34 protein-coding genes and 2 pseudogenes are annotated in these 24026 nt (G+C 38.7%); 29 read left to right on the top strand and 7 right to left on the bottom strand.

From position 1 onward, the window contains the following. Positions 1-4 precede the first annotated feature (4 nt). The 23 genes and pseudogenes from AC3ZVC_RS23870 (at position 5) to AC3ZVC_RS23760 (ending at position 17126) form a co-directional block, all read left to right on the top strand. Complete coding sequence (locus AC3ZVC_RS23870; RefSeq protein ID WP_490068993.1) at positions 5-1156, top strand: phage portal protein; 1152 nt, start codon at positions 5-7, stop codon at positions 1154-1156. Next, positions 1153-1917 (top strand): head maturation protease, ClpP-related, encoded by a 765-nt coding sequence (locus AC3ZVC_RS23865; RefSeq protein WP_490065552.1) that lies wholly within the window; start codon positions 1153-1155, stop codon positions 1915-1917. The genes AC3ZVC_RS23870 and AC3ZVC_RS23865 overlap by 4 nt, the downstream gene beginning before the upstream one ends. Positions 1918-1933: 16 nt before the next feature. Continuing rightward, positions 1934-3090 (top strand): annotated as a pseudogene (locus AC3ZVC_RS23860) (phage major capsid protein). A gap of 24 nt (positions 3091-3114) precedes the next feature. Beyond that, complete coding sequence (locus AC3ZVC_RS23855) at positions 3115-3297, top strand: hypothetical protein (protein ID WP_490065551.1); 183 nt, start codon at positions 3115-3117, stop codon at positions 3295-3297. A 47-nt stretch (positions 3298-3344) separates the two neighbouring features. Then, a pseudogene (locus AC3ZVC_RS23850) lies at positions 3345-3606 on the top strand (hypothetical protein). Next, complete coding sequence (locus tag AC3ZVC_RS23845; protein WP_490065550.1) at positions 3593-3940, top strand: phage head closure protein; 348 nt, start codon at positions 3593-3595, stop codon at positions 3938-3940. The pseudogene AC3ZVC_RS23850 and the gene AC3ZVC_RS23845 overlap by 14 nt, the downstream one beginning before the upstream one ends. Continuing rightward, a complete protein-coding gene (locus AC3ZVC_RS23840; protein ID WP_490065549.1) occupies positions 3940-4299 on the top strand; it encodes an HK97 gp10 family phage protein in 360 nt (119 codons plus the stop codon). The genes AC3ZVC_RS23845 and AC3ZVC_RS23840 overlap by 1 nt, the downstream gene beginning before the upstream one ends. Then, positions 4296-4625: a hypothetical protein gene (locus tag AC3ZVC_RS23835; protein WP_490065548.1), complete on the top strand. Its 330-nt coding sequence runs from the start codon at positions 4296-4298 to the stop codon at positions 4623-4625. The genes AC3ZVC_RS23840 and AC3ZVC_RS23835 overlap by 4 nt, the downstream gene beginning before the upstream one ends. Further along, positions 4626-5201, top strand: coding sequence for a major tail protein (locus AC3ZVC_RS23830; protein WP_490065547.1), 576 nt, complete (start codon positions 4626-4628; stop codon positions 5199-5201). It begins immediately after the preceding gene. Positions 5202-5213: 12 nt separating this feature from the next. Then, positions 5214-5558, top strand: coding sequence for a hypothetical protein (locus AC3ZVC_RS23825; RefSeq protein WP_490065546.1), 345 nt, complete (start codon positions 5214-5216; stop codon positions 5556-5558). 220 nt (positions 5559-5778) lie between these two features. Further along, positions 5779-8421, top strand: a complete 2643-nt coding sequence (locus AC3ZVC_RS23820) for a phage tail tape measure protein (protein WP_490065545.1) — start codon at positions 5779-5781, stop codon at positions 8419-8421. Positions 8422-8450: 29 nt separating this feature from the next. Continuing rightward, on the top strand, positions 8451-9227 hold the full coding sequence (locus AC3ZVC_RS23815; protein ID WP_490065544.1) for a phage tail protein: 777 nt from the start codon (positions 8451-8453) through the stop codon (positions 9225-9227). A 14-nt stretch (positions 9228-9241) separates the two neighbouring features. Further along, positions 9242-10132 carry a phage distal tail protein gene (locus AC3ZVC_RS23810; RefSeq protein ID WP_490065543.1) on the top strand — a complete coding sequence of 297 codons (891 nt, stop codon included), beginning with the start codon at positions 9242-9244 and terminating at the stop codon, positions 10130-10132. A 1-nt stretch (position 10133) separates the two neighbouring features. Then, entirely contained in the window at positions 10134-11243 is a 1110-nt protein-coding gene (locus AC3ZVC_RS23805; protein WP_490065542.1) for a siphovirus ReqiPepy6 Gp37-like family protein, read from the top strand. Next, complete coding sequence (locus AC3ZVC_RS23800) at positions 11243-12082, top strand: hypothetical protein (RefSeq protein WP_490065541.1); 840 nt, start codon at positions 11243-11245, stop codon at positions 12080-12082. Before AC3ZVC_RS23805 ends, AC3ZVC_RS23800 begins: the two co-directional genes overlap by 1 nt. Then, a complete protein-coding gene (locus AC3ZVC_RS23795; RefSeq protein ID WP_490065540.1) occupies positions 12082-13131 on the top strand; it encodes a hypothetical protein in 1050 nt (349 codons plus the stop codon). Before AC3ZVC_RS23800 ends, AC3ZVC_RS23795 begins: the two co-directional genes overlap by 1 nt. A 10-nt stretch (positions 13132-13141) precedes the next feature. Then, positions 13142-13447, top strand: coding sequence for a hypothetical protein (locus tag AC3ZVC_RS23790; RefSeq protein ID WP_490065539.1), 306 nt, complete (start codon positions 13142-13144; stop codon positions 13445-13447). Between the two features lies 1 nt (position 13448). Then, positions 13449-13589, top strand: coding sequence for a hypothetical protein (locus tag AC3ZVC_RS23785; RefSeq protein ID WP_490065538.1), 141 nt, complete (start codon positions 13449-13451; stop codon positions 13587-13589). Positions 13590-13684: 95 nt separating this feature from the next. Beyond that, entirely contained in the window at positions 13685-13969 is a 285-nt protein-coding gene (locus AC3ZVC_RS23780) for a hypothetical protein (protein ID WP_490065537.1), read from the top strand. 12 nt (positions 13970-13981) lie between these two features. Further along, the gene (locus AC3ZVC_RS23775; protein WP_490065536.1) at positions 13982-14239 is read left to right on the top strand and encodes a holin; all 258 of its coding nucleotides are present in this window, start codon (positions 13982-13984) and stop codon (positions 14237-14239) included. Between the two features lie 44 nt (positions 14240-14283). Continuing rightward, the gene (locus AC3ZVC_RS23770) at positions 14284-15069 is read left to right on the top strand and encodes an N-acetylmuramoyl-L-alanine amidase family protein (protein WP_490065535.1); all 786 of its coding nucleotides are present in this window, start codon (positions 14284-14286) and stop codon (positions 15067-15069) included. Between the two features lie 118 nt (positions 15070-15187). Then, positions 15188-16891, top strand: coding sequence for an S-layer homology domain-containing protein (locus AC3ZVC_RS23765; protein ID WP_490065534.1), 1704 nt, complete (start codon positions 15188-15190; stop codon positions 16889-16891). Beyond that, complete coding sequence (locus tag AC3ZVC_RS23760) at positions 16878-17126, top strand: DUF3006 domain-containing protein (protein WP_490065533.1); 249 nt, start codon at positions 16878-16880, stop codon at positions 17124-17126. Before AC3ZVC_RS23765 ends, AC3ZVC_RS23760 begins: the two co-directional genes overlap by 14 nt. A 76-nt stretch (positions 17127-17202) precedes the next feature. Here AC3ZVC_RS23760 and AC3ZVC_RS23755 read toward each other — a convergent pair whose 3' ends face one another. Together AC3ZVC_RS23755 and AC3ZVC_RS23750 are read right to left on the bottom strand one after the other, a co-directional pair. After that, positions 17203-17985, bottom strand: a complete 783-nt coding sequence (locus AC3ZVC_RS23755; RefSeq protein WP_490065532.1) for a hypothetical protein — start codon at positions 17983-17985, stop codon at positions 17203-17205. A gap of 119 nt (positions 17986-18104) precedes the next feature. Continuing rightward, entirely contained in the window at positions 18105-18266 is a 162-nt protein-coding gene (locus AC3ZVC_RS23750) for a hypothetical protein (protein WP_490065531.1), read from the bottom strand. A gap of 183 nt (positions 18267-18449) precedes the next feature. Here AC3ZVC_RS23750 and AC3ZVC_RS23745 point away from each other — a divergent pair, with 183 nt between their 5' ends. Beyond that, on the top strand, positions 18450-18623 hold the full coding sequence (locus AC3ZVC_RS23745) for a DUF8096 family protein (protein ID WP_490065530.1): 174 nt from the start codon (positions 18450-18452) through the stop codon (positions 18621-18623). On the opposite strand, the gene AC3ZVC_RS23740 is transcribed toward AC3ZVC_RS23745, so the two are convergent. Both AC3ZVC_RS23740 and AC3ZVC_RS23735 read right to left on the bottom strand, forming a co-directional pair. Further along, positions 18620-19000, bottom strand: a complete 381-nt coding sequence (locus AC3ZVC_RS23740; RefSeq protein ID WP_490065529.1) for a YhjD family protein — start codon at positions 18998-19000, stop codon at positions 18620-18622. The two genes, AC3ZVC_RS23745 and AC3ZVC_RS23740, sit on opposite strands and share 4 nt — an antisense overlap. A gap of 2 nt (positions 19001-19002) precedes the next feature. Further along, a complete protein-coding gene (locus AC3ZVC_RS23735) occupies positions 19003-19332 on the bottom strand; it encodes a YolD-like family protein (protein WP_490065528.1) in 330 nt (109 codons plus the stop codon). 103 nt (positions 19333-19435) lie between these two features. Here AC3ZVC_RS23735 and AC3ZVC_RS23730 point away from each other — a divergent pair, with 103 nt between their 5' ends. Both AC3ZVC_RS23730 and AC3ZVC_RS23725 read left to right on the top strand, forming a co-directional pair. Then, positions 19436-19663, top strand: coding sequence for a hypothetical protein (locus AC3ZVC_RS23730; RefSeq protein WP_490065527.1), 228 nt, complete (start codon positions 19436-19438; stop codon positions 19661-19663). Then, on the top strand, positions 19656-19880 hold the full coding sequence (locus AC3ZVC_RS23725; protein WP_490065526.1) for a LexA family protein: 225 nt from the start codon (positions 19656-19658) through the stop codon (positions 19878-19880). Before AC3ZVC_RS23730 ends, AC3ZVC_RS23725 begins: the two co-directional genes overlap by 8 nt. 14 nt (positions 19881-19894) lie before the next feature. On the opposite strand, the gene AC3ZVC_RS23720 is transcribed toward AC3ZVC_RS23725, so the two are convergent. Continuing rightward, positions 19895-20089, bottom strand: a complete 195-nt coding sequence (locus tag AC3ZVC_RS23720; RefSeq protein WP_490065525.1) for a DUF4177 domain-containing protein — start codon at positions 20087-20089, stop codon at positions 19895-19897. Continuing rightward, positions 20086-20298, bottom strand: coding sequence for a helix-turn-helix transcriptional regulator (locus AC3ZVC_RS23715; protein ID WP_490065524.1), 213 nt, complete (start codon positions 20296-20298; stop codon positions 20086-20088). The genes AC3ZVC_RS23720 and AC3ZVC_RS23715 overlap by 4 nt, the downstream gene beginning before the upstream one ends. A gap of 352 nt (positions 20299-20650) precedes the next feature. Here AC3ZVC_RS23715 and AC3ZVC_RS23710 point away from each other — a divergent pair, with 352 nt between their 5' ends. The 3 genes from AC3ZVC_RS23710 to AC3ZVC_RS23700 are packed head-to-tail and all read left to right on the top strand — an operon-like array spanning position 20651 to position 22613. Then, complete coding sequence (locus AC3ZVC_RS23710; protein WP_490065523.1) at positions 20651-20842, top strand: hypothetical protein; 192 nt, start codon at positions 20651-20653, stop codon at positions 20840-20842. Continuing rightward, positions 20839-21957: an FtsK/SpoIIIE domain-containing protein gene (locus AC3ZVC_RS23705; protein WP_490065522.1), complete on the top strand. Its 1119-nt coding sequence runs from the start codon at positions 20839-20841 to the stop codon at positions 21955-21957. The genes AC3ZVC_RS23710 and AC3ZVC_RS23705 overlap by 4 nt, the downstream gene beginning before the upstream one ends. Positions 21958-21971: 14 nt before the next feature. Next, positions 21972-22613 carry a hypothetical protein gene (locus AC3ZVC_RS23700; RefSeq protein WP_490065521.1) on the top strand — a complete coding sequence of 214 codons (642 nt, stop codon included), beginning with the start codon at positions 21972-21974 and terminating at the stop codon, positions 22611-22613. On the opposite strand, the gene AC3ZVC_RS23695 is transcribed toward AC3ZVC_RS23700, so the two are convergent. Then, positions 22610-23920: a hypothetical protein gene (locus AC3ZVC_RS23695; protein WP_490065520.1), complete on the bottom strand. Its 1311-nt coding sequence runs from the start codon at positions 23918-23920 to the stop codon at positions 22610-22612. The two genes, AC3ZVC_RS23700 and AC3ZVC_RS23695, sit on opposite strands and share 4 nt — an antisense overlap. Positions 23921-24026: the final 106 nt, after the last annotated feature.

Below are 24026 nucleotides of genomic sequence, written 5' to 3'. Positions count from 1 at the left end.
GGAGGTGATTACTATTGGATTCCTGGACGTGATTTTTAAACGGAATAGTGAACTGGGGTTTATGTTTGATGTGGAGCTGGTACAAGACACAGCAAAGCGTCTACATATGAAGCGGTTAGCAATTGATACTTGTGCATCCTTTTTGGCCAGGACAATAAGCCAGTCAGAATTCCGAATAAGGCAAGGTAATAGTTTTGAAAAAGACGAACTGTATTATCGCCTGAATATCAGACCAAATAAAAATATGACTGCCAGTACCTTCTGGCAAACCGTTATCTCCAAACTTATTTATGATAATGAGTGTTTGATCATCCAGTCGGATGATGATGATTTACTTATTGCGGATGATTTCCAGAGGAATGCTTACGCTGTTTTGGAAGATACATTCTCAAAGGTAAAAATTAAAGAGTACGAGTTTAAGAGGACTTTTAGGCAAAATGAAGTTCTGCATTTACGATACAGTAATGAGAAATTGGCTCCCTTAATCGATGGATTATTTGCGGATTACGGTGAGTTGTTTGGCAGGATCTTAAGTTCTCAGAAACGGAAAAACCAAATCCGCGGCACTGTGGATATGGATATGATTGGTGCAAAGACTCAAGAACAAGTAACAAAACTTCAAGAATTTATCGATAACATGTATAAATCTATTGGAGAGAAAGATATCGCCATAGTTCCACAACAAAAAGGAATCAAGTATGAAGAAAAATATAACGGTGCCTCCAATGGTCCAAGTGTGGATGAAGTTAATAAGGTGACTAATGGTTTTTTAGAACAGGTAGCAATGGCAATAGGTATTCCAGTTAGCCTGCTTCATGGTGATATGGCCGATGTGGAGAAGCAAACTAAGAATTATATGATGTATACGGTTAGTCCCCTTCTTAAAAAAATATCGGATGAAGGCAATAGCAAGTTCTTTACTAAACAGGAATACCTGGAGGGTAAGAAATTAGAAATTAAAAGTATTTCTTTTCAAAGTCTGTTTGATCTTGCGAATAGCATTGATAAGCTTATTTCCTCTGGCGCCTTCACTGGCAACGAAATTAGAAGGGAGGCAGGCTATGAGCCATCGGATGATTCAAACTTGGATAAACACTTCATCACGAAAAACTATACTGAAATGCAGAGCCCTGAAGGAGGTGAGAATGAAGAATGAAGCAGATGAAACGTAAATTTGGTTTTAAAAATCAAAAGTATAATGAGCAGTTGGCAAGTATTCCACATAATTTTGCCGTGACACACGATGAGGAAAATGGAGTAAGCGAACTGACCCTTTATGGTGACATTGGTGAATCGTGGTGGTGGGAATCTACTTCTGCATCTGATGTTGACAGTGCCTTGAAAGCAGCGGGAAGTAACGATTTAATTATCAATCTAAACTCTCCAGGTGGTAGTGCCTTCGATGGGATTGCTATTTATAATCGATTAAAAGCCCATAAAGGAAAAGTCACAATTAATGTAGATGGTTGGGCATGTTCTGCTGCTTCAATCATAGCTATGGCAGCTGATGAATTAATTATGGGTGCCGGTGCAATGATGATGATCCATGAAGCTTCCACAATTGTATGGGGAAGTAAAACACTCATGAGAAAAGAAGCGGATATGCTTGAGAAGTTAGAAGACGGCATAATTGATATTTACATGACTCGAGCGAACGTTGAGCGTGAAGAAATTCGCAGTATGGTCAATGAAGAAACATGGTTCAGTGCAAATGAAGCAGTCGGAATTGGCTTTGCCACTACTACTGCAACAACTGTGAAAGAAAATGAAGACGATCAATTAGCTCAGATGAAAGTTCAAATGCAAGCATTACAAGATGAATTAAATCAAATTAAAAATCAACAAAAAGAGCCTGAACAGAAACCTGCTGCAGTTGCAAAAGGTAATCTGAGCAAGCTCTTTTTAAATTTAAAATAACTAGGGGGCAAACCTAATGACAATCCAATTCAATCGATCAGAATTATTTAACGATGCAAAGGCAAATCTTACTGCAGTTTTAGCAAACACTGAAGCAACAGAGCAAGAACAAACTAAAGCTTTTCAGTCGTTTTTCGATGCGCTGCAAGCTGAGGTGGTAAACACTGTCCGTTCACAGGTTAATGATGAAATGCTAGATCGCTCCATTCTTCAACAGCGCGGGCAAAACGTTCTGACGTCTGAAGAAATGAAATTCTTCAATGCAGTTGTAATCGACGGAGGATTTAAGGATGACTCTATCCTACCGGTAACTACCCAAGAGCGTGTGTTTGAGGATTTAGTGGCAGAACACCCTCTCTTTGAAGCAATCGGACTGCAAATCTCGGAGCGGTTACTCGCTGGATTACTTCAGATCCAACAAAAGCTTATGCTTGGGGTAATCTATTTGGAGATACTAAAGGTCAGGTTAATGCTGCCTTCGGAGAAGAAAGCTTCACACAATTAAAGCTGACAGCTTTTGCTGCCATTCCGAACGATATGCTTGAACTTGGCCCTGTATGGATGGAGCGTTATGTACGGACCTTGCTGGTGGAAAGTTACTCTGTAGGTTTGGAGTTTGGTCTTGTAAATGGTGGCGGGCCAGCTGCAAGCCAACCTGTCGGCCTTTTAAAAGATGTGGACACGGGCACTGGAGCTGTTACAAACAAAGTTTCTTCCGGTACATTAACTTTTGCGCCATCTGATAAAGGGGAGATTGTTGCTGGCGAACTCTATAACGTTGTGAAGGCTCTTTCCACAGATGCTGATGGGGAATCTGTTAAAGTCAGTAACAAAGTGGTTATGGTAGTCAATCCTGTGGATGCAATCGGAGTACAAGCCCGTAATACAATTCAGACAGCTAACGGTCAGTGGGTAATGGCATTGCCATATAATATTCAAGTAGTAGAGTCAGAAGAAGTGCCTGTTGGACAAGCGGCATTCTTCGTAAAAGGTCGCTACCTTGCAGGTCTTGCCGGTGGATACAAGCTTAAAAAGTTTGATCAGACACTAGCTATTGAAGATGCTACCCTGTACACAATCAAGCAGTTTGCAAATGGAAAGCCAAAGGACAATAAGGCTGCATTAGTCTACACCTTGGATATTCAATTCCCAGCTCCTGCTCCAACAGTCTAATTATCTAAAAGGAGGTAACTAATAATGCCATATAAAGTGATTAATAGCTTTTATGATAAAGAGGACGATAACACTCTTTATAAAGTCGGCGATGATTTCCCAAGGGAAGGTGCCAAAGCCAATAGGAAACGTTTAGAGGAGCTTTCAAAGGAGAATCCTCAACATAAAAAGGCTTTTATTGAAAAGGTCGAAGTAAAAGAGGAGTGATGTAAGTGAAAATCTCTCCTGAGGTATTAAAGCAATTCAAGGATAGGATGCATTTAGGGGATCGAAGAGGATGAGAACCTGATTCGCATCCTTTCTTCTTCAAATAAGGCACTAATCAGATCGTGTGGGATTTATGACATAAACACCGATGAAACGTTCAAGGAGCTAGTCTTTGAGCGTTCTCGGTATGTCTATAACGATGCACTGGAGTTTTTTAATGATAATTTTTTAAGTGAGATTAATAGTCTTGGCATTGATAAAGCACTTGAAGACATTGTGTTAGAGGATGATTCCGATGCAACCATTTAAATACCGGAGCCGGTTAAACTCAGGGTTGTTCCGTAACCGTATTACATTTCTTCAGTCTACTTCAACAGAAGATGAGCTTGGACAAAAAGAGATTGTATTGGGTCAATATAAAAGTGCTTGGGCAATGATTAAAACAGTCAAAGGTTCAGAATATGTAGCTGCAGCATCTGATCAAGCTGAGGTGACTTATCGTTTTGTAATTCATTACATTCCAGGGATTAGCAAGAATATGAGGATTGATTTTAATGGTCGTATTTTTGATATTATTGAGCCTCCAATAAATGATGATGAACTGGATGCAACCTTGACTATTCTTGCAAGGGAGCGTTTGTAATGGCGGGCGTTGATAATCTCACCAATGAAATAATGAGGCAATTGCGAATGTATGAACAAGGTGTGCGAGAAAAGGTTGAAACCTCTAAGGAAGAGGTTTCTAAGGAACTGGTCTCTCAGCTTAAGAAGCATCCTTCTCCAAAGCTAACCGGTGATTATCGAAAAGGATGGAAGCCAAAGCGGGTAGGGAATAAGTTTATCATCCACAATGCCACTGAATACCGTCTTACTCATTTGCTTGAGAATGGCCATGCAAAAGTTGGAGGTGGCAGGGTTGAGGGTATACCTCATATCCGGCCAGCAGAGCAGGAGGCCATTGCTGAGTTTTTGAGGAAGATAGAAAGGGCGATTGACGGATGACACTTATAGAGTTAAGACAAATACTTGATTTGACTGGTCTGCCAGTTACTTATTCGCATTGGACAGCTACTGAAAATAATCATGTGCCGGCACCTCCATATATTTGTTATCTTGTGGACAGCGATCCTAATTTCATTGCCGATAACAAGGTCTATACCAAAATCAGTGACGTAAATATCGAGCTTTATACAACTAAAAAAGATTTAGCAGCTGAAGCTACCTTAGAAAAAGTCTTGGATGACCATAAGATCCCTTATGAATCCTCCGAGACTTTTATTGATTCCGAAAAATTATTTCAAAAATTTTATGAAGTGAGGTTGATCTAAATGCCAGAAAACAAAGTTACCTTTGGTCTTGAAAATGTTCATTATGCTACTTATACGGATGCTGCTGGAGTAATTACTTATGATACACCAATTCCAATCCAAGGCGGTGTGGAGATTTCTCTTCAACCACGTGGAGAACTCTCAGAGTTTTATGCTGATAATGTTGCCTATTATGTGGCCAATAGTAACCAGGGGTATGACGGTACATTGAACATTGCAACTGTTCCTGAGCAATTTGCTATCGATGCTTTAGGGGAAGAAAAAGATACTACTGATGGAGTAATCACTGAAATTGCCGATGCAAAGCAAAAGCCTTTTGCCTTGTTGTTCCAATTTGAAGGTGATGTTAAAGCGGTTCGCCATGTTTTGTATAATTGCACAGCAAATCGTCCGTCCATCTCCTCTTCTACAAAAACCAACACCACTGAACCAAATACGAATGAATTAACTTTTGTCGCAAGCCCAGCCATTATTGAGGGCAAGAAAATGGTTAAAACAAAAACAGGTACTGCTACACCTGCTGCCGTTTATGATGCATGGTTCTCAGCTGTTTATAAAAAGACTCCAGCAGTCTAAGAGGTGATTTAATTGGAAAGAACAATCGTTATTGATGGTCAAGAAGTAAGGCTTAAAAGCACAGGTGCCACTGTACTCCGATATAAAGCGCAATTTCAGCGGGATTTCTTTTCTGATCTTTTTAGGCTTGTAAAAGGTGGAAAGGCAAAGGAAAATGGCACCATTGATGTAGACTTAATTGAAAACATTGATTTTGAGTTTTTCTACAATTTCATTTGGGTGTTGGCCAAACAGGCAAACAAGGATATTCCGGACGTCATGACCTGGCTGGATGAATTTGATTCATTCCCGATCATAGATCTAGTACCGGAAATACAAGATTTACTCTACAAAACTATTCAATCTAAAAAAAAATAGAAAACACAGAAGGAACGGGTCAAGGAGACACAATCTCCACTGACACGTTCCTTGTTTTATGTCGTCAAGTTGGGTTATCTCTCGATGATCTTAAAGAAATGCCAATTGGCATGTGTCTGGACTACATTGCCGAGTATGTTGAGATGAATAAGCCATCCAAGAATAAAAAGCGGAAAGCAAACCAAAAAGACTTTGATTCTTTCTAAAGTGAGGTGAGAATATGGCAAGTGGAGGCAGAATTAAAGGAATTACAGTTGAAATTGGCGGGGATACGGTCGGGCTTCAGAATGCTCTTAGGGATGTAAATAATCGGACCAAAGAGGTCCAACAGGAATTAAAAGATGTTGAGCGCCTTCTTAAATTTGATCCTAACAATGTTGAGCTCCTTGCGCAGAGGCAGCAGTTATTGACTGATGCTATTCAATCTACATCTGAAAAACTTAATCAGCTACGACAAGCTGAAGCTAAGGTGCAAGCTCAATTTGAACGTGGTGAAATATCACAGGAACAATACCGCGGTTTCCGTAGGGAACTACAGCAGACTGAACAGCAAATGGCAGGATTTCAACAGGCATTGCAGGATATGCAAACAGAGCAAGAGCAGGTAGGGCAGCGAACAAGGCAAATGAGTGCTTTGTTTGAAGCCACTGGAACATCTGTAGAGGATTATGCGAATGTCATAGGCCAAAGATTAGTCAGGGCAATTCAGAACGGCACAGCGACCAGCAGGGACCTTGAATATGCTTTCCAACGAATTGGCCGGCAGGCAATTGGAGCAGGAGGAGATATTGAACAATTAAGAACTTCCCTTGCATCCGTTGATAGCGGAAACTCCATTCAAAATATCCGTCGTGATTTACAGCAACTACAATCGGAAGCTGAAGAGGCTGCTGAATCTGTGGAAGGCATTGGAGACAGTCTGGAAAGAGTAGCCGGTGCCCTTGTAGCTGGTGGTGGAATTGCAGGTGCAATTGAACAGGCTCTTAATACATCATCCATTGATACAAAAATAGAAATTTCTATGGAGATTCCTGAGTCTTCGATAGAAGCTGTAAAATCATCTGTCCGAGAAGTGACGGCTTCTATTGGTGATGAAGAGGCAGCGCTTGAAGGTGTACGTCGCCAATGGGCTCTTAATAAGGATGCTTCTGACGAAACGAATGAGGCTATCATAAGAGGCGCGACAACCATAACAAAAGCCTATGGAGACATTGATTTTACTGAATTAATACAAGAAACAAATGAAATTTCTGCAGCCTTAAAAATAACAGATGAACAAGCTTTAGGACTTACAAATTCCTTGTTAAAAATGGGATTCCCTCCCGATCAACTCGATATTATCGCTGAATATGGAACACAACTTCAACGTGCCGGTTATTCAGCAGAAGAAATACAAGCCATAATGATGGCTGGGGTCCAAACAGATTCCTGGAATATCGATGTCCTACTTGACGGATTAAAGGAAGGTCGGATTGTTCTTGCAGAGTTTGGTGCTGGTGTAGACGAAGCCACAGCGGAATTATTAAAGGGTACAGGTATTTCTACTAAGCAATTGCAGGAATGGGGAAAATCTGTGGCAGCGGGTGGAGAAGTCGGATCTAAAGCCATGATTGAAGTCGCCAAAGCTTTGGAAGGTGTCGATGATGAGACTTCAAGAAATCTCGTTGGTGTAAAGCTTTTTGGTACTTTATATGAAGAGCATGGCATCAATTTAACACAAACTCTAATCAATGCTCAAGAAGCCACAGTTGATTTGGGAGAAGGTATTAATGATCTTGCTAAATCTACAGAAGGTGTAAAAAGTGACCCAGCAGTAAAATTTGCCCAAGCAATGCAGGATGTTAAAACTGCAGCAGAACCTACATTAGCAATAATTGCTGATATTATTTCTAAAATTGCAGGGTGGATTTCTGAAAATCCTAAATTAGCAGCAACGATAGCATCTGTTGCTACAGGATTAGGGATAGTAATAGGAGCTATAATGGCTTTGGCTCCCATAATATTTACTCTACAAGCTGGAGTAGCTTCCCTAGGTATAGGAATGGCTCCATTAATAGGAATAATTGCAGGAATAGCAGTTGGAATTCCTGCTCTTATAGCTGCAGGGGTAGCTCTATATCAAAACTGGAAAACCATAGAAAAAACTGCATCCACTGCGTTTGGTAGTATAAAAACCACTATTTATGATGCCTTAAGCTCTATACAAGAAACATTCGCCCAAGTTAGTGTTGCTGTAAGTAATTTTGCGGGGCCAATAGTGGATATGGTAATTTCTTCGTTTAGTAATTTAGGCTCATCCATTATGGCAATATTGAATGGAGATTTTGCTCAACTAGGTGAGTTTTTCAAAATGATTCTTCCCACATTAATCGGTATTATGGTTGGTGGTATACCTGGTCTAATCATTTCAGCATCGCGCTTCCTTCCTGCAATTGCTGAGGGGATGGAAAGTAATAAAGGTGTATTAATCGAAACTATAAATGGTGTAGTTGCAAGTATTATTGAATTTTTAGAAGTCGGCCTTCCACAACTTATCGGAGCTGGATTAACTATTGTACTAAATTTAATTGAAGGGATTATCAGTGCGCTACCATCTGTAATAGAAGCAGGAGTAAGCTTGATTCTATCGTTAATTCAGGGGATTGGTGAAGCTTTACCCCTTATCATCGAGTTATCTATTCAGATTATAACTTCATTAGTAACTACCATAGCCCAATCTTTGCCACAGGTAATTGAGGCGGGAATAGGCATATTAAATGCGGTTATAGAAGGTATAACATCCATTCTGCCACTATTGATTGGCGCGGCGCTTCTTCTCATAACTTCAATTGTGAAAACCTTGATTGAAGATTACCTAAAATAATTTCTGCTGGGGTTGAAATATTAACCGCCTTGATAAAGGGAATAGCAAGTATTCTTCCTTCTTTGATCAAAACTGCGATTAATTTGATTGTTACAATTGTTAAAACCCTAGCCGAAAATTTACCAAAAATCATATCTGCTGGTGTTCAGGTCCTAGAAGCTTTAATTGATGGGATCATAAAGATTTTACCAACATTAATCCAAACAGCAATAAATTTGGTCATTCAAATAGCTAAGGCAATTATTGATAATCTACCCACAATTCTTAGTGCAGGAAAAGACATTTTGCTTGCATTGATCGATGGTATCATTTCAATTGTTTTCACCTTGCTTACTACAATCACAAAAGATGTTGTAGATCCGATCATCAATAAATTTGAGGATATCGATTTACTCCAAATAGGTAAAGACATCATTCAAGGCTTAATTGATGGTGTAGGAAGCAAAGCATCAGCTGTTTATACAAAAATTGCTGAAATTGCTAACAATATTAAGGATAAATTCACTGGATTGTTTGATATTAATTCTCCTTCAAGAGTATTCAGAGGTTACGGCATCAATCTGAATGAGGGACTAATCCAAGGTATTCAGGCAACTTCTACAAAGCTAAATAAAGCTGTGGAAAATGTTTATGGCAGCATTTCAAATAGTGCTCAAAGAATGATGGGTGGATCAGGGAACGGCTCTTCTGTAACAAGTACCATTGATCAATCCAAGAAAATGTATAATACCATCCACATCAGCACCACTACAGACAGTACAAGAAGCACAGAAAGAATGCTAAGGAGAATGGCATATGAATTCTAAAGGATGGTGATCGAATGATAATTAATAATATGACAATTACCAACAGTCGTGGCGATTCGATTACATTCGGTCGCCATTTTCGTTTATCTGAGGACTTTGCTTTAAGTGGCTTGACGGCATCAGTTAACTATTCAGAGAGCACCAGTGTTGGTTCCAATTATCAAAATACAGTCTTAAATAATAAGGACTTTGAGGTCCCGTTTTTTATATATAAAAGCGTCTCAGATGCCTGGTGGATTGAGGAAAAAAGGAATCAGGCATACAGGGTGTTTAATCCAAAGGCTAATCCTTTTCGGATAGATATTCAGACAAAGGCAGGCGAAGAGTATTATCTTAATGCGAACCTGGAGGGAGCTCCTTCATTTCTTACTGGTTTTGAAAATGATAACCAGAATTGGCTCAAGGGTTTATTACAGTTCTCCGCCAATGATCCATTCTTTTATGCTAAACACGCAGAAAAGGTAGATATCGCTTTATGGCAAGGCGCATTTGAATTCCCTTTAGAAATACCTGAAGATACCGGAATCGAAATGGGGTACCGTTCACAATCGTTAATAGTAAATGTGCTAAATGAAGGTCAGGAAAGCACAGGGATGATCATCAGATTTAAAGCGCTTGGAACTCTCCTTAATCCTTTCCTTATCAATGTTAATACCTATGATTCTTTAAAGATTAATACAACTATGCAAGCGGGAGATATAATTGAGATTTCCACTTATAAGCGGAGAAAAAGGGTTAAGTTATTCAGGAATGGACAGGAGATCGACTTGTTTAACGCTCTGGACTTAACAAGCGTGTTCCTGCAGCTGGACATTGGAGATAACCTTTTCCGTTATGATGCGGAGGAGGGAATTGATAATTTGGAAGTTTCGATGACATTCACACCAAGATTGCTGGGGGTGTAGCATGGAGTTTTATATTTTTGATTTGAACCTTAATCGTTTAGGGATTATCGATGATTTTAAAGAAGTGGAAATCCAGCTGAGCTATGACTCCCTTAGCGTCCTCTATATGACTGTGGATGGATCAAGCGGAGCAATGGAATTGTTGCTGCCAGACAGAATCATAACCAAAACAACTGATTTATCAAAAGGATACCTAATAAAAACAAGAGAGTACCGGGATGAAAAATCAACAGAGCTACAGATCATTGCTCCGTCCTTAAATTTCCTACTTAATGATCGGCTGGTACTTGGCCAGCAGGAATTCACAGGAACCATTGAGAATGTCATGAAGTCATTCGTCCAGGTAAATGCAGTTGCCCCCTCAAATCCGAATAGGATTATTCCTAATTTGGCAATATCCGCAAGTAGGGGTATTCCGATAGAGACCACTGAAGGTGCTGTAAACAGTCCTTTATGTGATTACCTATATGAACTTTGCAAAAAGCATGATGTTTCCTTTGATATATTACTGGATCATCAAAACAAGAAATTTGTTTTTGACGTTTGGCAGGGCGCAGACAGATCCACTGAGGAAACTATAAATCCTAATGTTATTTTCTCCAAGGAATTTGATAATGTCCTAAAACAACATTATTCGGAGAGTGTCGGGGATTTTAAAACGACGGCACTTGTACTTGGGGAAGAATCTGAGACCGGTCAAACTAGTATTACAGTGAATGATAACCTATCTGGATTTGATCGGAAAGAGATTCTTGTTGAAGCCACAGATGTCAAAAAATCATACACCAATGATAATGGCCAGAGTATTACATTAACGGATGCAGAATATCAGAAGCTTTTAGAGGAGAAGGGGAAAAATACTCTTTCGGAAAATGGCACCATTCGAACTTTTGAAAGTGATGTGGATGGAGAGGCAAATTTTATTCACGGTGAAGATTACTTCATGGGGGATAAGGTTAGCGTCCGTAATGATGAATTAGGAATTATCCTCCACACCCGGATCATCTCGGTAGTGGAAAAAGAGAATAAGCAAGGATTTTCGATGCAGTTGAACTTTGGCAGCAACATTCCTAGTTTCATTGAGAAAGTGAAAAAGGCGGTGAAAAAGTAATGGCAGAACAATCCTCTTTTTTTAATAGTGTCCAGGTAAATGGTGTTGGCGATAGGCGATATAAAGCTGAAGACTTTGCCAGATACTTTAACAAGTTTATTAAAAACGGGTATTTTCCTGAAACGGAAACCAGTTTGAAACTGGTAGAAAATGAGGGGATGTCCACAATCTTAAAAAACGGTGTGGCCTATATCAATGGATATATGTACGAAAATACATCTGATCTTATTGTAAATCACGATATAGCGGATGGTGTCTTAAATCGTATTGATCGCATTGTGATCCAGCTGAATTATCAGGACAGAATGATAAGAGCTGTGGTGAAAAAAGGGGTACCTGCTTCATCTCCGGTTGCACCAGAACTGCAGCGGGATGCGGATATCTATGAATTAGGAATTGCAGATGTTTATATTGGAGTCGGGGTTACAGCAATAGTTCAATCGAATATAACTGATACCCGTGGGAATTCGGCCTTATGTGGAACAGTTAATAATCTATTCGCAATGCAGAACGTTGATGCGGCTGCTGTAATCGTCAACGATCCCAACAATAACTTTGATTCTAGCAACCTAGAGTCAGTGTTAGATGAATTAAAACGTCCATTGAATATTTATCGTTCTAACCTGGATGGAACAAATAATGTTTACACTACAGTTGAATGGAAGCGGTCAAATGGCACACTGTATAAAAAAAGTGTATTGTCTGATGTCGTTAACACCAATTACACAAAACAAACAATAGACTATTATGCTACCGATGGGTTAACGATCATTAAAACGGAGACCTTCACCCTAATCTACGATGCTAATGGGAACATTCAAAACGAGGTGAAGCAGTAATGCCTCATATTCCAGAACACTTTAATTCGTTACTTCCATCTGACCGATTAATGGCCCATAACATAGGACTTAAACAAGAAATTATGGGACTGTTTACACAGTACAATAAAACACAAACATCCTATAGGGTCAATGAATCAATGCGGTGGAGTTATGCAGAGGCTAACGCCAGACCAATTAAAGATTTCTGTTTTGATTTAAAGAATAATCTAATGTTTTTCGTAACAGATCAGCATGTGTATTGCCTGGGGCTTAAAACAGGCTCGCTTATTTGGAAGCAGTCATTTACCACTGGTGATAAGATTGCTTGTTCGCCCAAAAATAAATGGATATATGTTGCGGATAGTACAAATTTCAGATTAAAACGCTATGACTATAACTTTTCGTTTATTAATGAAGTTTCATATGGTAATTCTCGTGTTTGCAATAAGCCTGTAGTTGATGATCGCTATGATTTAGTTATCCTAACCTGGTCTGGATATTCAGGAACATTGATGATAAGAGTCAAAACAGTTTCTACAGCTTTAACTGCTATTTCAACATTTAGCGATTCAGCATCTTACAGTAAAGTTGCACTTTCGAAAAGTAATAAAATTTACTTTGTGATAGAGGGGACATTAAGGTATGTCAGCAATAACAACCTAGCTGCCTATACTACTATAGCAAGTGTAAATGCATCAACTGGAAGAGATATTACTTTCACTGTTGAAGATGATTACGCCTATGTTTCAGGTTACTCCAACTTTGGGAACCCTTTGTCTTCTTATTACCTCTATAAGATTGATTTAGTAAATAAAACAATTGTTTGGACTAAATCAATTGACTCAACAGAAACAGGCCAAACTAACAATAAATTCTTCACAACACATGATCTAAATTATGTGTATTATTTTATCGAACCACAGACTTCAACTGATGGAATTGAAAAAGCCATAAAAGTGGTAAATAAAAGTGATGGTAGTATTGCTAAAAACCTACCGTTAAATCCAGACGGATTTTTTACCGATTCCTTTATCGCTATATGGCATACTTATGACTCTATAAAATGAGGTGGATACTATGATTTATATTCAAGTTGGCGAAAATAGTCAGGTAACTTTTCAACATTATTTTCCCTTTGACGAAAAATTAGGAATGGGAAAAACAAAAGCTGAACTTGAAGCTGGTGGTTTTTTTGCGGAAAGCATTCCTGAGCCAGAAGTTATAAGCGGTAAAAGTGCTGTTCTAAAGTGGAGTGGGACTGAACTTTTCTATGAATACGTAGATATTCTACCTACTCAAGAAGAAGAAATGGCTGCTTTAAAAGCTGAGTTGAAAGCAACACAGGAAGCATTAGATTTTCTAATTATGAATGGAGGACTATAAAATGGCAGGATATTTAGCAATGAGAATTGAAGCTGGTAAATTGGATTATAAAGCAGTAATAACCCTGTATCCTCAGTTTAAACCAGATATTGATGAAGTACTGATTAATGACGGACATCAAGATTTAATTGTTGAAATTTAATAAAAAGCAAAACACCATATCAGGTGTTTTTTTTATGTCTAAAAACATACGGAGAAAGTGCAAAAGGGGGGCAATGGACATTGGAGGAGATGGATGTGCCACAAAGATTAGACAACCATGAGGAAAGGATTCAAAGCCTGGAGGCTTATAGAATCCAACAAGAAAAAATAAACTCCGAAATAAGCAGGAAGTTATCAGAAACAGAAAATACAGTTTTGAAAGAATCGGGTAAGCAGCAGGAAATGACCCAAAAGCTTCTGGATCATGTGCTCAAAAGTAAATCCTTTGCTCAGGAACAATTTTGGAAAATGGCAGGCATTTTAGCGGGCTCCGGAGGCCTGCTTTATTTATTGTTTGAAGCATTCGTAAAAAAACCTTAGGAGTGATATGAAATGGAAACAGTAATAATTTTAGCAACAATTATTTTACCCATCGTTCTGGCATTTGTGGAATTAGTTAAACGAACATTTGATATTCCAAAGAATCTTTTGCCTTTGATTGCTTTAGTTGTCGGTTTGTTAATCGGTGCAGCTGCATCTCCTTTTACAGACCTCGAACTTATTCTCAGGTTGTGGGCAGGGGCGTTTGCCGGCTTAGCTGCAACGGGTCTCTTTGAATTAGGTGTCAATAGACCAGGTACTACTAAGTGAGCTGCCCATCTGGGCGGTTTTTCTTATGGAAGGAGAGGTTTTAATTGCTTAAAGTAATGGTTGATCCCGGGCATGGTGGTATTGATCCGGGTGCGGTAGGAAATGGACTCCTTGAAAAAGTATTGACACTCAAAATCTCCAAGCGAATCGACGCCATGCTTTTAGAATATGAAAATGTTCTTGTTAAACTCACCAGGAAGACTGATAAAACACTAACACTTAATCAGCGGACGGATATGGCAAATGAATGGGCAGCTGATTTCCTGTTATCGGTCCATATCAATGCCTTCAATGGTAAATCGAATGGATATGAGGATTTTATCTATCCTGGCAATGGTGGTGCGACGACTGCTCATCAGAATGTTATCCACGAAGAAATTATGAAACAAGTGGATTTTGAGGACCGTGGAAAGAAACAAGGTAATTTGCACATGCTCAGGGAAAGCGATATGCCAGCTATATTAACGGAGAATGGCTTTATCGATAACCCTAATGATGCAGCTAAGTTAAAACAATCAGCATATATTGATAGGATTGCTCGCGGGCATGTAAATGGGATAGTTAAAGCATTTGGATTAAAACTAAAGATAACATCAGCTAGAGTGAAAGAGGAGGTGGAAGATATTATGGCTCAACCTTTTAGACCTACCAGTGCAGCCATTAATAATTCAGTAGCAGTTGTTTTAAAGCGTTTTGAACAAAAGGATCCTGCACTTGCAAAAGTGTGGAGGGAAAAGTTTTTAAAAGGTGATATGACTATACCCGATGCAGTTGGTTTGCTGTATGTTGCAGTGGAACGAGGGTATATTCAAGGCATACCGAAGGATTGAGTATTTTATTTTTTAATTGTAAGTAGTTTGGAAAATAAATAACTATTTTTGTAAATTGGTAGAAAACAAATTTTTCCTCCTTTATAATTGAATGGAAAAATAAAGGAGGGGGAACATATTGAGGAAAATATTTAGTGTGTTTTTTGCTACAATCTTGCTGTTGACTGGAGTATTTCAAACAGCCAGCGCACAGGGCTTTAAAGATTTAAATTCTGAACACCGTTTTTATCAGGAGATCACTTATTTAACTGACAAATCAATTATAAGTGGATTTCATGATAATACATTTAGGCCTGATATTACAGTTACAAGAGCCCAGGCTGCAATCATGATAGGCCGAGCTTTAGGTCTAAATGAAGAACCGAGGGATACGAAATTTAAAGATGTTAAAGCCGGTGTTACTGCTTCTGGTTACATTGATAAAGCAGTACAAATGGGGATCATTTCTGGTTTTCCAGACAACACATTTAGACCGGATAATCCCGTCACTCGCGGACAAATGGCAATCTTCCTAGCTAGGGCATTTAATCTTGTAGAAGAAGCAGAGTCTGATTTTTCAGATGTGACACCTAATATGTCTGCTTATGTTTACATAAAGAGAATTATAGCTGATGGAATTACAGCCGGATACCCAGACGGAACGTTTAGGCCAGATACAAGTTTACAAAGGTCTGGTTTTTCAGCGTTCCTTGCCAGAGCATTAGATGACCAGTTTAAAGTAACGCTCCCTAGCCCTGAAATGGAAACTCATTTTATTGATGTTGGTCAGGGTGACAGTATTTTAATCAAAACTCCAAATGGTAAGAATATTTTAATAGACGGAGGAAAAAAATCTAGTGACCTTCGAGTGCCTCTTTACCTTATGGAAGCAGGTGTGTCGCAGGTTGATCTCCTGGTTGCAACTCATCCTGATGCGGACCACATTGGAGGACTAGTCGATGTTCTTAAGATGCTGCCGGTAAAGGAAGTTTTGGATAGTGGTGCTTCTCACACCTCACAAACTTATTTGGAGTATTTATCATTAATCGATGAGAAAAATATCCCTTTTAAAGTAGCCAATGATGGAGAGTTTATCGAGCTGGATTCTTCCTTGAAAATACAGGTTTTAAATACCTATGATGAAGGGGAAGACAGTAACGAAGGTTCGGTTGTATTAAAAGTCTCCTATAACGACATTGACTTTTTGCTTACAGGTGACGCAGATATTCAGGCAGAACAAGAAATGGTCGAAAAATATAATGTAGAGGCAGAGTTGCTTAAAGTAGGCCATCATGGTTCGGATACTTCTTCATCCCTGTCATTCCTGCAGGAAGTATCACCTGAAGCCTCGATACTCTCTTATGGTGAAGGAAATCAATATGGTCATCCTTATTCTGTAGTAGTCGATAGATTATTATCTGTCGGATCTCAAGTTTACTCAACAGCTACTTCCAGCCATATCGTTGTTGATACCGATGGAAATACCTTTGAAGTACATGGTACATCGGATTCTAATCCAGGTGACCCGCAGGATCCACCTGCGAATGTTAGCCTTGTTGATGTAGATTTAGATAATGAGATTGTTACGATTAATAATAATGATACTGTCGATGTGCCAATGACAGGGTGGAAACTTGTCAGTGTTGAAGGAAACCAAACATATCATTTCCCTGATGGGTATACCTTAAGGGCAGGAGCCACAGTGTATGTTACATCTGGAACAAATGCAAAGGATCAGCCACCGTCTTATTTAAAGTGGACCGGGTCATATATATGGAACAATAGTGGAGATGCAGCGGAGCTATATAATGCAGAAGGTGTGAAGGTAAGTGAAATCAAGTAAGTATACTCTTGACCGTTTTGAAGGAGATTTAGCAGTCTTATTGTTAAGAGATGATGAATCTGTAGAAAAGGTTATTCCTAAGAGTAAACTTGGAAAGAAATTTCATGAAGGCGATATTCTTTTAGTTACCTTTGATGAAAATCAACAAGTTCTAAAGGTACAGTTTTTAGAAGAAGAAACCATGGAATATCGACAAAAAGTAAAAGAATTACTGAGTAAACTAAAGAGAAAGTAATAAAGAATAGCCCTTCTCAATGAGAGGGGCTATCTCATATGCTGTTTATCGTACAAAATCACCAGTTTTTTCTAATTTATAGCACTTTATCTTTTTTCTTTTGTAAAAATTGACGCAAATCATTAAGGTATTTATCACCGCCCGTTTTTATTTCTTTGAAATTTGTGCTTATTGAACCAAAAGGATTGCCATTAACGAACCTAGTTGTAACATTTTTTTCCGGAATATAGAGAATCCAATTTTCACCATCATTGTTAGCACCTATACCCAGTCTTGAAATACCAAATTTGTTTAATATAAAAAAGCTCACTATACCATTTACGTCTTGGTTAAAACATCGCTGAAATGCACTTAGTAAAGGAATTGTATAAAGTCCATCTATTGTTGGAGGATCAATTTCTTTCCGCGCTTGGTCATGGGCTTTTCGAAATTCATCCTGTTCTTCTTCCCCCATTCCTATCAAATGAAGACCGACCGACTTAGGTTGGGGAATAAACGTATTAGAATCAACTTCATATACATTCCATTTCCCTTTTTTAATAAAAATCAAGAAAGAAGTATCCTTGCCGTTAAAATTCTCCTGTAACTTGTTACTGATATCTAGTGCAACATTAAAGATATTTTTATTGGTGTCTATATTATTTTTATTAAATGCTTCAATAGCTAAATTAGCTTTATAGTAATCTCCTGCATATGCAATTACCAAAAAGTCATTTACAATTACTACTTTATTTGCCTGATCTGTATAAGAAGTAGGTTTTCCATCATCTGAAGCAAAATTAACCCTACTATCACAAGCTAAGTAAACCGTATCATTAGTAAGGATAGAGCTTGTAACAACCGCCGAAATTAATGTCATAATTATCACCTCATATAAACAATAATAAAATATTAGTTCAAGGTGCTCAAAAATCAATCTTAATAAACTTAGTTTAATGAGAAATTAAATGCCCTTCTCAATCGAGAGGGGCGTTAATTTCAGTGCATTATTACATGATTAAATTGGCTAAACCACCTTTGGTTCCTCATGACAATATCCTCAAATTTCCCTCGATCTTCAATCTCACCTGGCGGCAGATAGTTACAATCTGCATGTATGATCCCCTTAAAGGTACCATCCATTACTACATCTACGCCCATCTTAAATTCTTCCATACAAACATGACAATGTGGATTTATATTATTTTTGGTCTTCAATTTTATCCCTCCCTTCAGCTAAATAATTCAGCTAATAGGAGAAAAGTCCTTGTGTCTAATTTGTGAATAATAAACAGCCTTCATTTATCCTGCAATGTTTGATATATTATCTTCTGGGGTGACAACATGGAATACGATTACGATAATATTGAACTAAATAAAATCTATACCTATAATGAATTACCTGATAAGCAAGCTGGGCGCTGTGACAATTGCGGAAACTCACATTTTAAATCCAAAGTTGGCGATGGTGAATTCCTTAGAGAGTGTAGTAATTGTGGAATGAAAAAGTCGATTTAATTATTGGCTTTTTCTTTTGATTTATATCGCTTATAAAGATAGTACTCCATTAACTCCTGCACTTTATTCCGGATCCGTGGGTTAAAGTAGTTGTGCTGTTCTTCAAACCCTTTGTAGATGAATAAAAACATTGTAAAAGCATCATCGCGGGCAATCTGCTCAACCTTCATCTGGCCCTGCCTTATAGCATTCCTTGTTTCTTTTAAATCCCTCTGAACAGCCTTAATGGTTTCCTCAATTAAGTGCAGATAAGGTTCCTTAAGTTTAAAGCCTGCTTTATCGATAATGATTCGATCACGTTCAAGAATGGTTAGCAGCATAGGAAGATAAATTGCTTGTTCTATAATATCGCGGTCTTTCTCTGGAATCCTTGTCATAATTAAACCCTCTCAACAGCCGTGATTTCTTCAATCATGATTTTTCTTTTCCCTTCCTCAGAATTAAAAAGGATGTATTTCATTAGCATATCCACTTTATCAACTATTCCGGTTATAGCCTGGAAAAAACCATCCTGCCAGATCGTTACCTTAATGGGAATGGTATAGTTCAGTGAGTCCATAACAACAAATCCAATCTCCTCAAGTTCCTGTTCATCCAGCTGCGGCTTCTTTTGTTTATTTTCATCATAGGTTATTTGTTTTAGCAATTTTAAATGCTCAGGCATAAAGAATGCGCCTTGCCATTTCATTTTTCCGCGATCACGAATCATTTCCTGTCAGCTCCTTATACTATAAATTATACAAACATTCGTTCGGAAATCAACTTGAAGTCGAACTATTGTTCGTATATTATTATGTCAAAAGGAGCTGGAAATGATGAATTGCTTGTTTAAATACTCAATGGAAAGTAAATTACCGATTGATTTAATCTATATAAATGATGCTGGAGAACTCACACATAGGTCAGTAATTATTAGAAAAATAACTGTGGAAGGCATCCTGACATTTGATATTGGTAAACAGCAGCTTAGATTGTTTAAACGAGCAAACATCTTATCTGCAGCCAAACAACGTAGAAAAAGAGGGGTTAATTATGCGTGATTTAACCAGGAGACAAAAAGAAACTTTAGGAGTGATAAATCAATATGTGAATGCACATAATTACCCGCCAGCATATCGTGATATAGCTGCAATGTTAGGATTGAAATCACCATCCACAGTGAGGGGCCTTCTTCATAAATTAAAGGATAAAGGATATATCAGCTGGGAGCCAACACAGCCAAGAACGCTGCGCATAATAAAACCGCCTCTTAATTGAGACGGTTTAATTTTTTATTCAGTTTCCCTCTTGAATAAGTAATTTACTTCGGTTGCAGAACCTCCAATTACTTGGGAATATACACTAACACATTCCCAGCCCTCTTGCCCTAATTTATTTAATTCTTCGTCTGGCGAACTCTTATCTTTTGATTTAAATAAACCCCCTGCTTTTCCAAAAGAAACAGTTTTGTATTCAAAATTTTTCATCTTATTTTTTCATCCTCCTGTAATTTATATAGGTCATCTACCTTTACGTTTAGTAATGCTGCAAGTTTCAATGCTTGTGGAATCGATGGGTATGTTTTGCCAGTGCACCAATTCGATAATGTGTTCTGAGATATACCGAATATCTTACAGATCTCTGGCCGGTTGTAAGGAGATTGTTTAATCCATGAACCTATTAAGACGATTACCATATTTATCACCCATTATATGTATTCGATACAAGCTAATTGAATCCTTTCATAAATTACTTGTGATAATTACAAAGAAATTTAGGATAGACAGGCAAGTTTCTAGTTGTTTGCCCATACAATGAACTATACACGGTAACTACACAGTAGAATATGAATTTCTAAAAGAATGCTGCAGCATTTGATATTTGTTTTCTACACAGATTCATCCATGTATATCTAATGCATTTGTACAACGAAAAAGGCTAAAAGAACAGCAAAAAGAAAATCTGTTAAGAGGGAGGCGAAGCCAGAAGACCTGAAGGGGGAGCGCGAGGGGGTTCGTGAATTTTCAAAAAACTTTTAGGAGGAAAAAATGATGTTATTTGAACCGATGTTCTTTATTGCAGGTGCAGCCACTATTGCAGTGACCTGTCTGGAGAAAACACTTGAATCTTTTGGTTATCATGCCTTGGGGAATACACTTAAAATCTTACTGCCAATAGCTGGAATTGTAGCTGGCGTGTATTTTCTTGAAACAAACGCTATTTTGGGGTGGTTAAGATGAAATTTAAAAGCGAATGGGAAAAACTCAAAGTGAGAAAGAAACTTATTGATGCCTTTAAATCCGGGAAAATCCACTTAACCTATAAGACAGAGGATAATGAACGACTAATCTTCCCAAAAATCCACTCAGTAGACCTTGCCAAAGAATCCACTACCATCACATTCACTTTACCCAACGGATTAAACCCGGAACTTTTAGAAAAGAATTTCTTTGCCTTCCAGCAGCATTTTGGAAATGGGATAGAACTTGAAGGCGAATATAAAAAGTTTTTACTTAAGATCTATAACGCCTCAACGTCTTCTGAATTGATTTACATCTATAAAGACATTAAAGAAACCATAGATTCTTTTCAACTGGGAGTCATCTGTGGAAAGAACCGGCAAGGGGAGTATGTGGCCTTTGATTTATTGAAACAACCACACATCTTAATCGCAGGGGAAACCGGATCAGGGAAATCCACTCAGCTACGGTCCATATTAACCACAATGATCCTTAGTAAGCGTCCAGAAGAATTGGAATTGTATTTAGGCGACTGTAAGAAATCAGAGTTTCACATATTCCGGAAGGTTGAGCATGTGCAATCCGTTCACAGCAGTCCCCGAGATATTCAAAAGATGCTATTCCATATCAAAAAGGAGCTGGATGAACGAAGTGATCTAACAGAGACATTTGAAGTCAGTCATGTGGATGAACTGCCGGCTGAACACAAACGGCCATACTTGGTTGTATGTATCGATGAATTTGTAATGCTGAGGAAAGATGAAAAGATCATGGATATTTTAACGGAAATAGCAGCGATTGGGAGAACTCTTGGCGTGATTCTTATCCTCTCAATGCAACGCCCTAATGCAAAGGTGCTCGATACGACAATACGCGCTAATTTGACCGTAAGCATGGGTTTTAAATTAAGGGATGCCATGGAATCTAAAATAGTTAATACACCTAATGCACATAAGATTGAAACCAGTGGCAGGTTCATTATGAATAGTGACAAATTATATGAGATCCAGGCGCCATATCTCACTATGGAAAATGCAAAAAAATTGCTTAATCCTTTTATGGTAGCTAAGGGTCCTGTAAAAGAGGTCAAAGAGGGATCCTCCACAAATCACTGAAAAGGATGTGTTTAATGATGTTAACTAATCGAGATAAAGCCATCATAAAGAACCTGGCACGTTTCAGAGTAATGGATAGGGATTCAATAGCTGAGCTTCATTTCTCTAATCTTAAAAGGCCGCATTTAGCAGCTAATAATGTCCTGTTAAGACTTCTGCGGGATGGTCAAATCCAACGCTCAACAAAATACACTCCTTATCTATATTTTGGCTCTGAGGTGCAAATAAAAAAGAACTCTCAGAAGATAGGCCATTTCCTGGCTATCCTAAATACTTATAAAGAGATTCGGCAGCACGGCAAGATAGAATCATTCCTGGTGGAGCCCAAGTATGGAAAGAAAGGTGGAGTGGAATCTGATGTATATATGTACTTCCGGCAGACTCCATTTTTTATTGAAGTACAAAACAGTATATACTCACAAAAGCAAATGGAGGAAAAAATGGAAAGGTATATTGATCTCTTTCATAGTGGATTTATGGCAGCTCCCTTTCCACATGTATTGATTTTGTCTGAGCAAAGGTATGCACTGGATGCTGAATACCCATTTAAGGTGTTCCAGGCAGAATCATTTTCTGGATTTGTAAACAGTCTAAAATCATTAACATACGAGAATAAAAAGGATATAAGTCACGGTGTGAAAATAAGGATAGGTTAGTAGGGAAATAAAATGTCTATTGTGTGTTTTAGTGTACCTCCGCCGACCCAAATTGCGGCTACCTGGCCGAGAGCGGTTAGTGTGGCTGCGCCAGTGCCAATGGCAGTTGCAAATAGATTGGCGATGGAACCTGCAAGCGAAATGCCAGAGAAACCAGATCCATCAAGGCCGGTAATGGCACCAACTGCTGTCAAGGTGATCGCACCGACTTCCTTGCTTAATGGTACTACAGATGCAAGCCCGACACCCAGATCATTGACGATTCCGTGAGAGCCTTTTGGCAGATGATCTCCAATCATTTGAGTAAATCCTGAATCCCCTAAATAGAAAAAAGCTGCAATTGGAATGACGGGGCCAAATACCCTGAATCCAAACTGAAAGCCTTCGATTAAGTAACTTGTTGTTTTTTCGAGCCCTTTATTTCTATGGGCTGCAAGTGTAATGATTAGCAGGATAAAGATTGAAGTCCCCCCTATTAAAGCTGTTGCATCTCCGCCTTGCAGGTCCAGTACAAACATGGCTGCCAAGTCTGCCGCAAATAAAATAGGAATTAATATGGCAAAAATCCGTTTCTGAATAAGAGAAAGCAATTGTTTTTGGCTGACGTCTGTCTGAAGCTCGTTTGGTGAGTCTTTGGTTAGGCCAGTAGCAGCTGTCAATTTCCCGCTTTTCATATCTCTCTTAATTAAATAGAAAGCTGTAATCGTCGTAACAGCCCCCATGACGATTACAAGCGGAATACTCGCTGAAATAACATCCCCCACAGGCAGTCCGGCTGCATCTGCAGTTAGCTTCGGAGCAGCCTGGATAATGAAATCGCCCGATAGAGCAATCCCGTGTCCAAATAGGTTCATAGCCATTGCGACTCCAAGTGCAGGCAGTCCTACCCGAATCGCTACAGGAAGGAGAACTGCTCCCATTAGCGCCACGGCAGGTGATGGCCAAAAAAACCATGAAATAACCATCATAAGGATTCCTATTGTCCAATAGGCCAGTGAAGGTGTCCTGATAAACCTGGCAAAAGGTGAAATCATTACATCATTGATGCCGGTTGTGGTCAGCGTCCGGCTCATTGCCACTATAACTGAAATGACCAGTATAGTAGAAAGAAGTTCTGTAATGGCAAATATGAAACTTGTAAAAATACTGCTGACCGAACTGCTTAAAGAGCCTGTTGCTGTGATGGCAATTAAAAAGATCCCTGCAATACAAACGAGTGTTGTGTCTCTTCTCATGACCATGAAGCCAATGATAAACAGAATGAAAAGAACGTATATCCAATGAATAGCTGTTAATTCTACTCCCATCCTTTTTTCCTCCTTCCATAATTCCTTGAGAGAAGCGCCGCTCTGGGCGAATCACCCGGTTCGGAATGTAATACAGAATATGATGGAAAGGGAAAGTTGTGATATG

The sequence above is a fragment of the Cytobacillus sp. C11.1 genome (assembly GCF_058145115.1).
Note: the sequence above shows the minus strand (reverse complement) of the source record. Positions and strands in the feature narration are given on the sequence as shown.

Excerpts from the sequence above, each read along its gene's own strand:
- AC3ZVC_RS23700 (WP_490065521.1), top strand. The coding sequence starts at position 21,972 with ATGATGTTAACTAATCGAGATAAAGCCATCATAAAGAACCTGGCACGT.
- AC3ZVC_RS23720 (WP_490065525.1), bottom strand. The coding sequence starts at position 20,089 with ATGAAAAATTTTGAATACAAAACTGTTTCTTTTGGAAAAGCAGGGGGT.
- AC3ZVC_RS23755 (WP_490065532.1), bottom strand. The coding sequence starts at position 17,985 with ATGACATTAATTTCGGCGGTTGTTACAAGCTCTATCCTTACTAATGAT.
- AC3ZVC_RS23855 (WP_490065551.1), top strand. The coding sequence starts at position 3,115 with ATGCCATATAAAGTGATTAATAGCTTTTATGATAAAGAGGACGATAAC.
- AC3ZVC_RS23845 (WP_490065550.1), top strand. The coding sequence starts at position 3,593 with ATGCAACCATTTAAATACCGGAGCCGGTTAAACTCAGGGTTGTTCCGT.
- AC3ZVC_RS23840 (WP_490065549.1), top strand. The coding sequence starts at position 3,940 with ATGGCGGGCGTTGATAATCTCACCAATGAAATAATGAGGCAATTGCGA.
- AC3ZVC_RS23785 (WP_490065538.1), top strand. The coding sequence starts at position 13,449 with ATGGCAGGATATTTAGCAATGAGAATTGAAGCTGGTAAATTGGATTAT.
- AC3ZVC_RS23705 (WP_490065522.1), top strand. The coding sequence starts at position 20,839 with ATGAAATTTAAAAGCGAATGGGAAAAACTCAAAGTGAGAAAGAAACTT.
- AC3ZVC_RS23745 (WP_490065530.1), top strand. The coding sequence starts at position 18,450 with ATGGAATACGATTACGATAATATTGAACTAAATAAAATCTATACCTAT.
- AC3ZVC_RS23865 (WP_490065552.1), top strand. The coding sequence starts at position 1,153 with ATGAAGCAGATGAAACGTAAATTTGGTTTTAAAAATCAAAAGTATAAT.
- AC3ZVC_RS23810 (WP_490065543.1), top strand. The coding sequence starts at position 9,242 with ATGATAATTAATAATATGACAATTACCAACAGTCGTGGCGATTCGATT.
- AC3ZVC_RS23775 (WP_490065536.1), top strand. The coding sequence starts at position 13,982 with ATGGAAACAGTAATAATTTTAGCAACAATTATTTTACCCATCGTTCTG.
- AC3ZVC_RS23795 (WP_490065540.1), top strand. The coding sequence starts at position 12,082 with ATGCCTCATATTCCAGAACACTTTAATTCGTTACTTCCATCTGACCGA.
- AC3ZVC_RS23710 (WP_490065523.1), top strand. The coding sequence starts at position 20,651 with ATGATGTTATTTGAACCGATGTTCTTTATTGCAGGTGCAGCCACTATT.
- AC3ZVC_RS23800 (WP_490065541.1), top strand. The coding sequence starts at position 11,243 with ATGGCAGAACAATCCTCTTTTTTTAATAGTGTCCAGGTAAATGGTGTT.
- AC3ZVC_RS23835 (WP_490065548.1), top strand. The coding sequence starts at position 4,296 with ATGACACTTATAGAGTTAAGACAAATACTTGATTTGACTGGTCTGCCA.
- AC3ZVC_RS23750 (WP_490065531.1), bottom strand. The coding sequence starts at position 18,266 with ATGGGCGTAGATGTAGTAATGGATGGTACCTTTAAGGGGATCATACAT.
- AC3ZVC_RS23820 (WP_490065545.1), top strand. The coding sequence starts at position 5,779 with ATGGCAAGTGGAGGCAGAATTAAAGGAATTACAGTTGAAATTGGCGGG.
- AC3ZVC_RS23830 (WP_490065547.1), top strand. The coding sequence starts at position 4,626 with ATGCCAGAAAACAAAGTTACCTTTGGTCTTGAAAATGTTCATTATGCT.
- AC3ZVC_RS23730 (WP_490065527.1), top strand. The coding sequence starts at position 19,436 with ATGATGAATTGCTTGTTTAAATACTCAATGGAAAGTAAATTACCGATT.
- AC3ZVC_RS23735 (WP_490065528.1), bottom strand. The coding sequence starts at position 19,332 with ATGATTCGTGATCGCGGAAAAATGAAATGGCAAGGCGCATTCTTTATG.
- AC3ZVC_RS23740 (WP_490065529.1), bottom strand. The coding sequence starts at position 19,000 with ATGACAAGGATTCCAGAGAAAGACCGCGATATTATAGAACAAGCAATT.
- AC3ZVC_RS23725 (WP_490065526.1), top strand. The coding sequence starts at position 19,656 with ATGCGTGATTTAACCAGGAGACAAAAAGAAACTTTAGGAGTGATAAAT.
- AC3ZVC_RS23715 (WP_490065524.1), bottom strand. The coding sequence starts at position 20,298 with ATGGTAATCGTCTTAATAGGTTCATGGATTAAACAATCTCCTTACAAC.
- AC3ZVC_RS23695 (WP_490065520.1), bottom strand. The coding sequence starts at position 23,920 with ATGGGAGTAGAATTAACAGCTATTCATTGGATATACGTTCTTTTCATT.
- AC3ZVC_RS23790 (WP_490065539.1), top strand. The coding sequence starts at position 13,142 with ATGATTTATATTCAAGTTGGCGAAAATAGTCAGGTAACTTTTCAACAT.
- AC3ZVC_RS23805 (WP_490065542.1), top strand. The coding sequence starts at position 10,134 with ATGGAGTTTTATATTTTTGATTTGAACCTTAATCGTTTAGGGATTATC.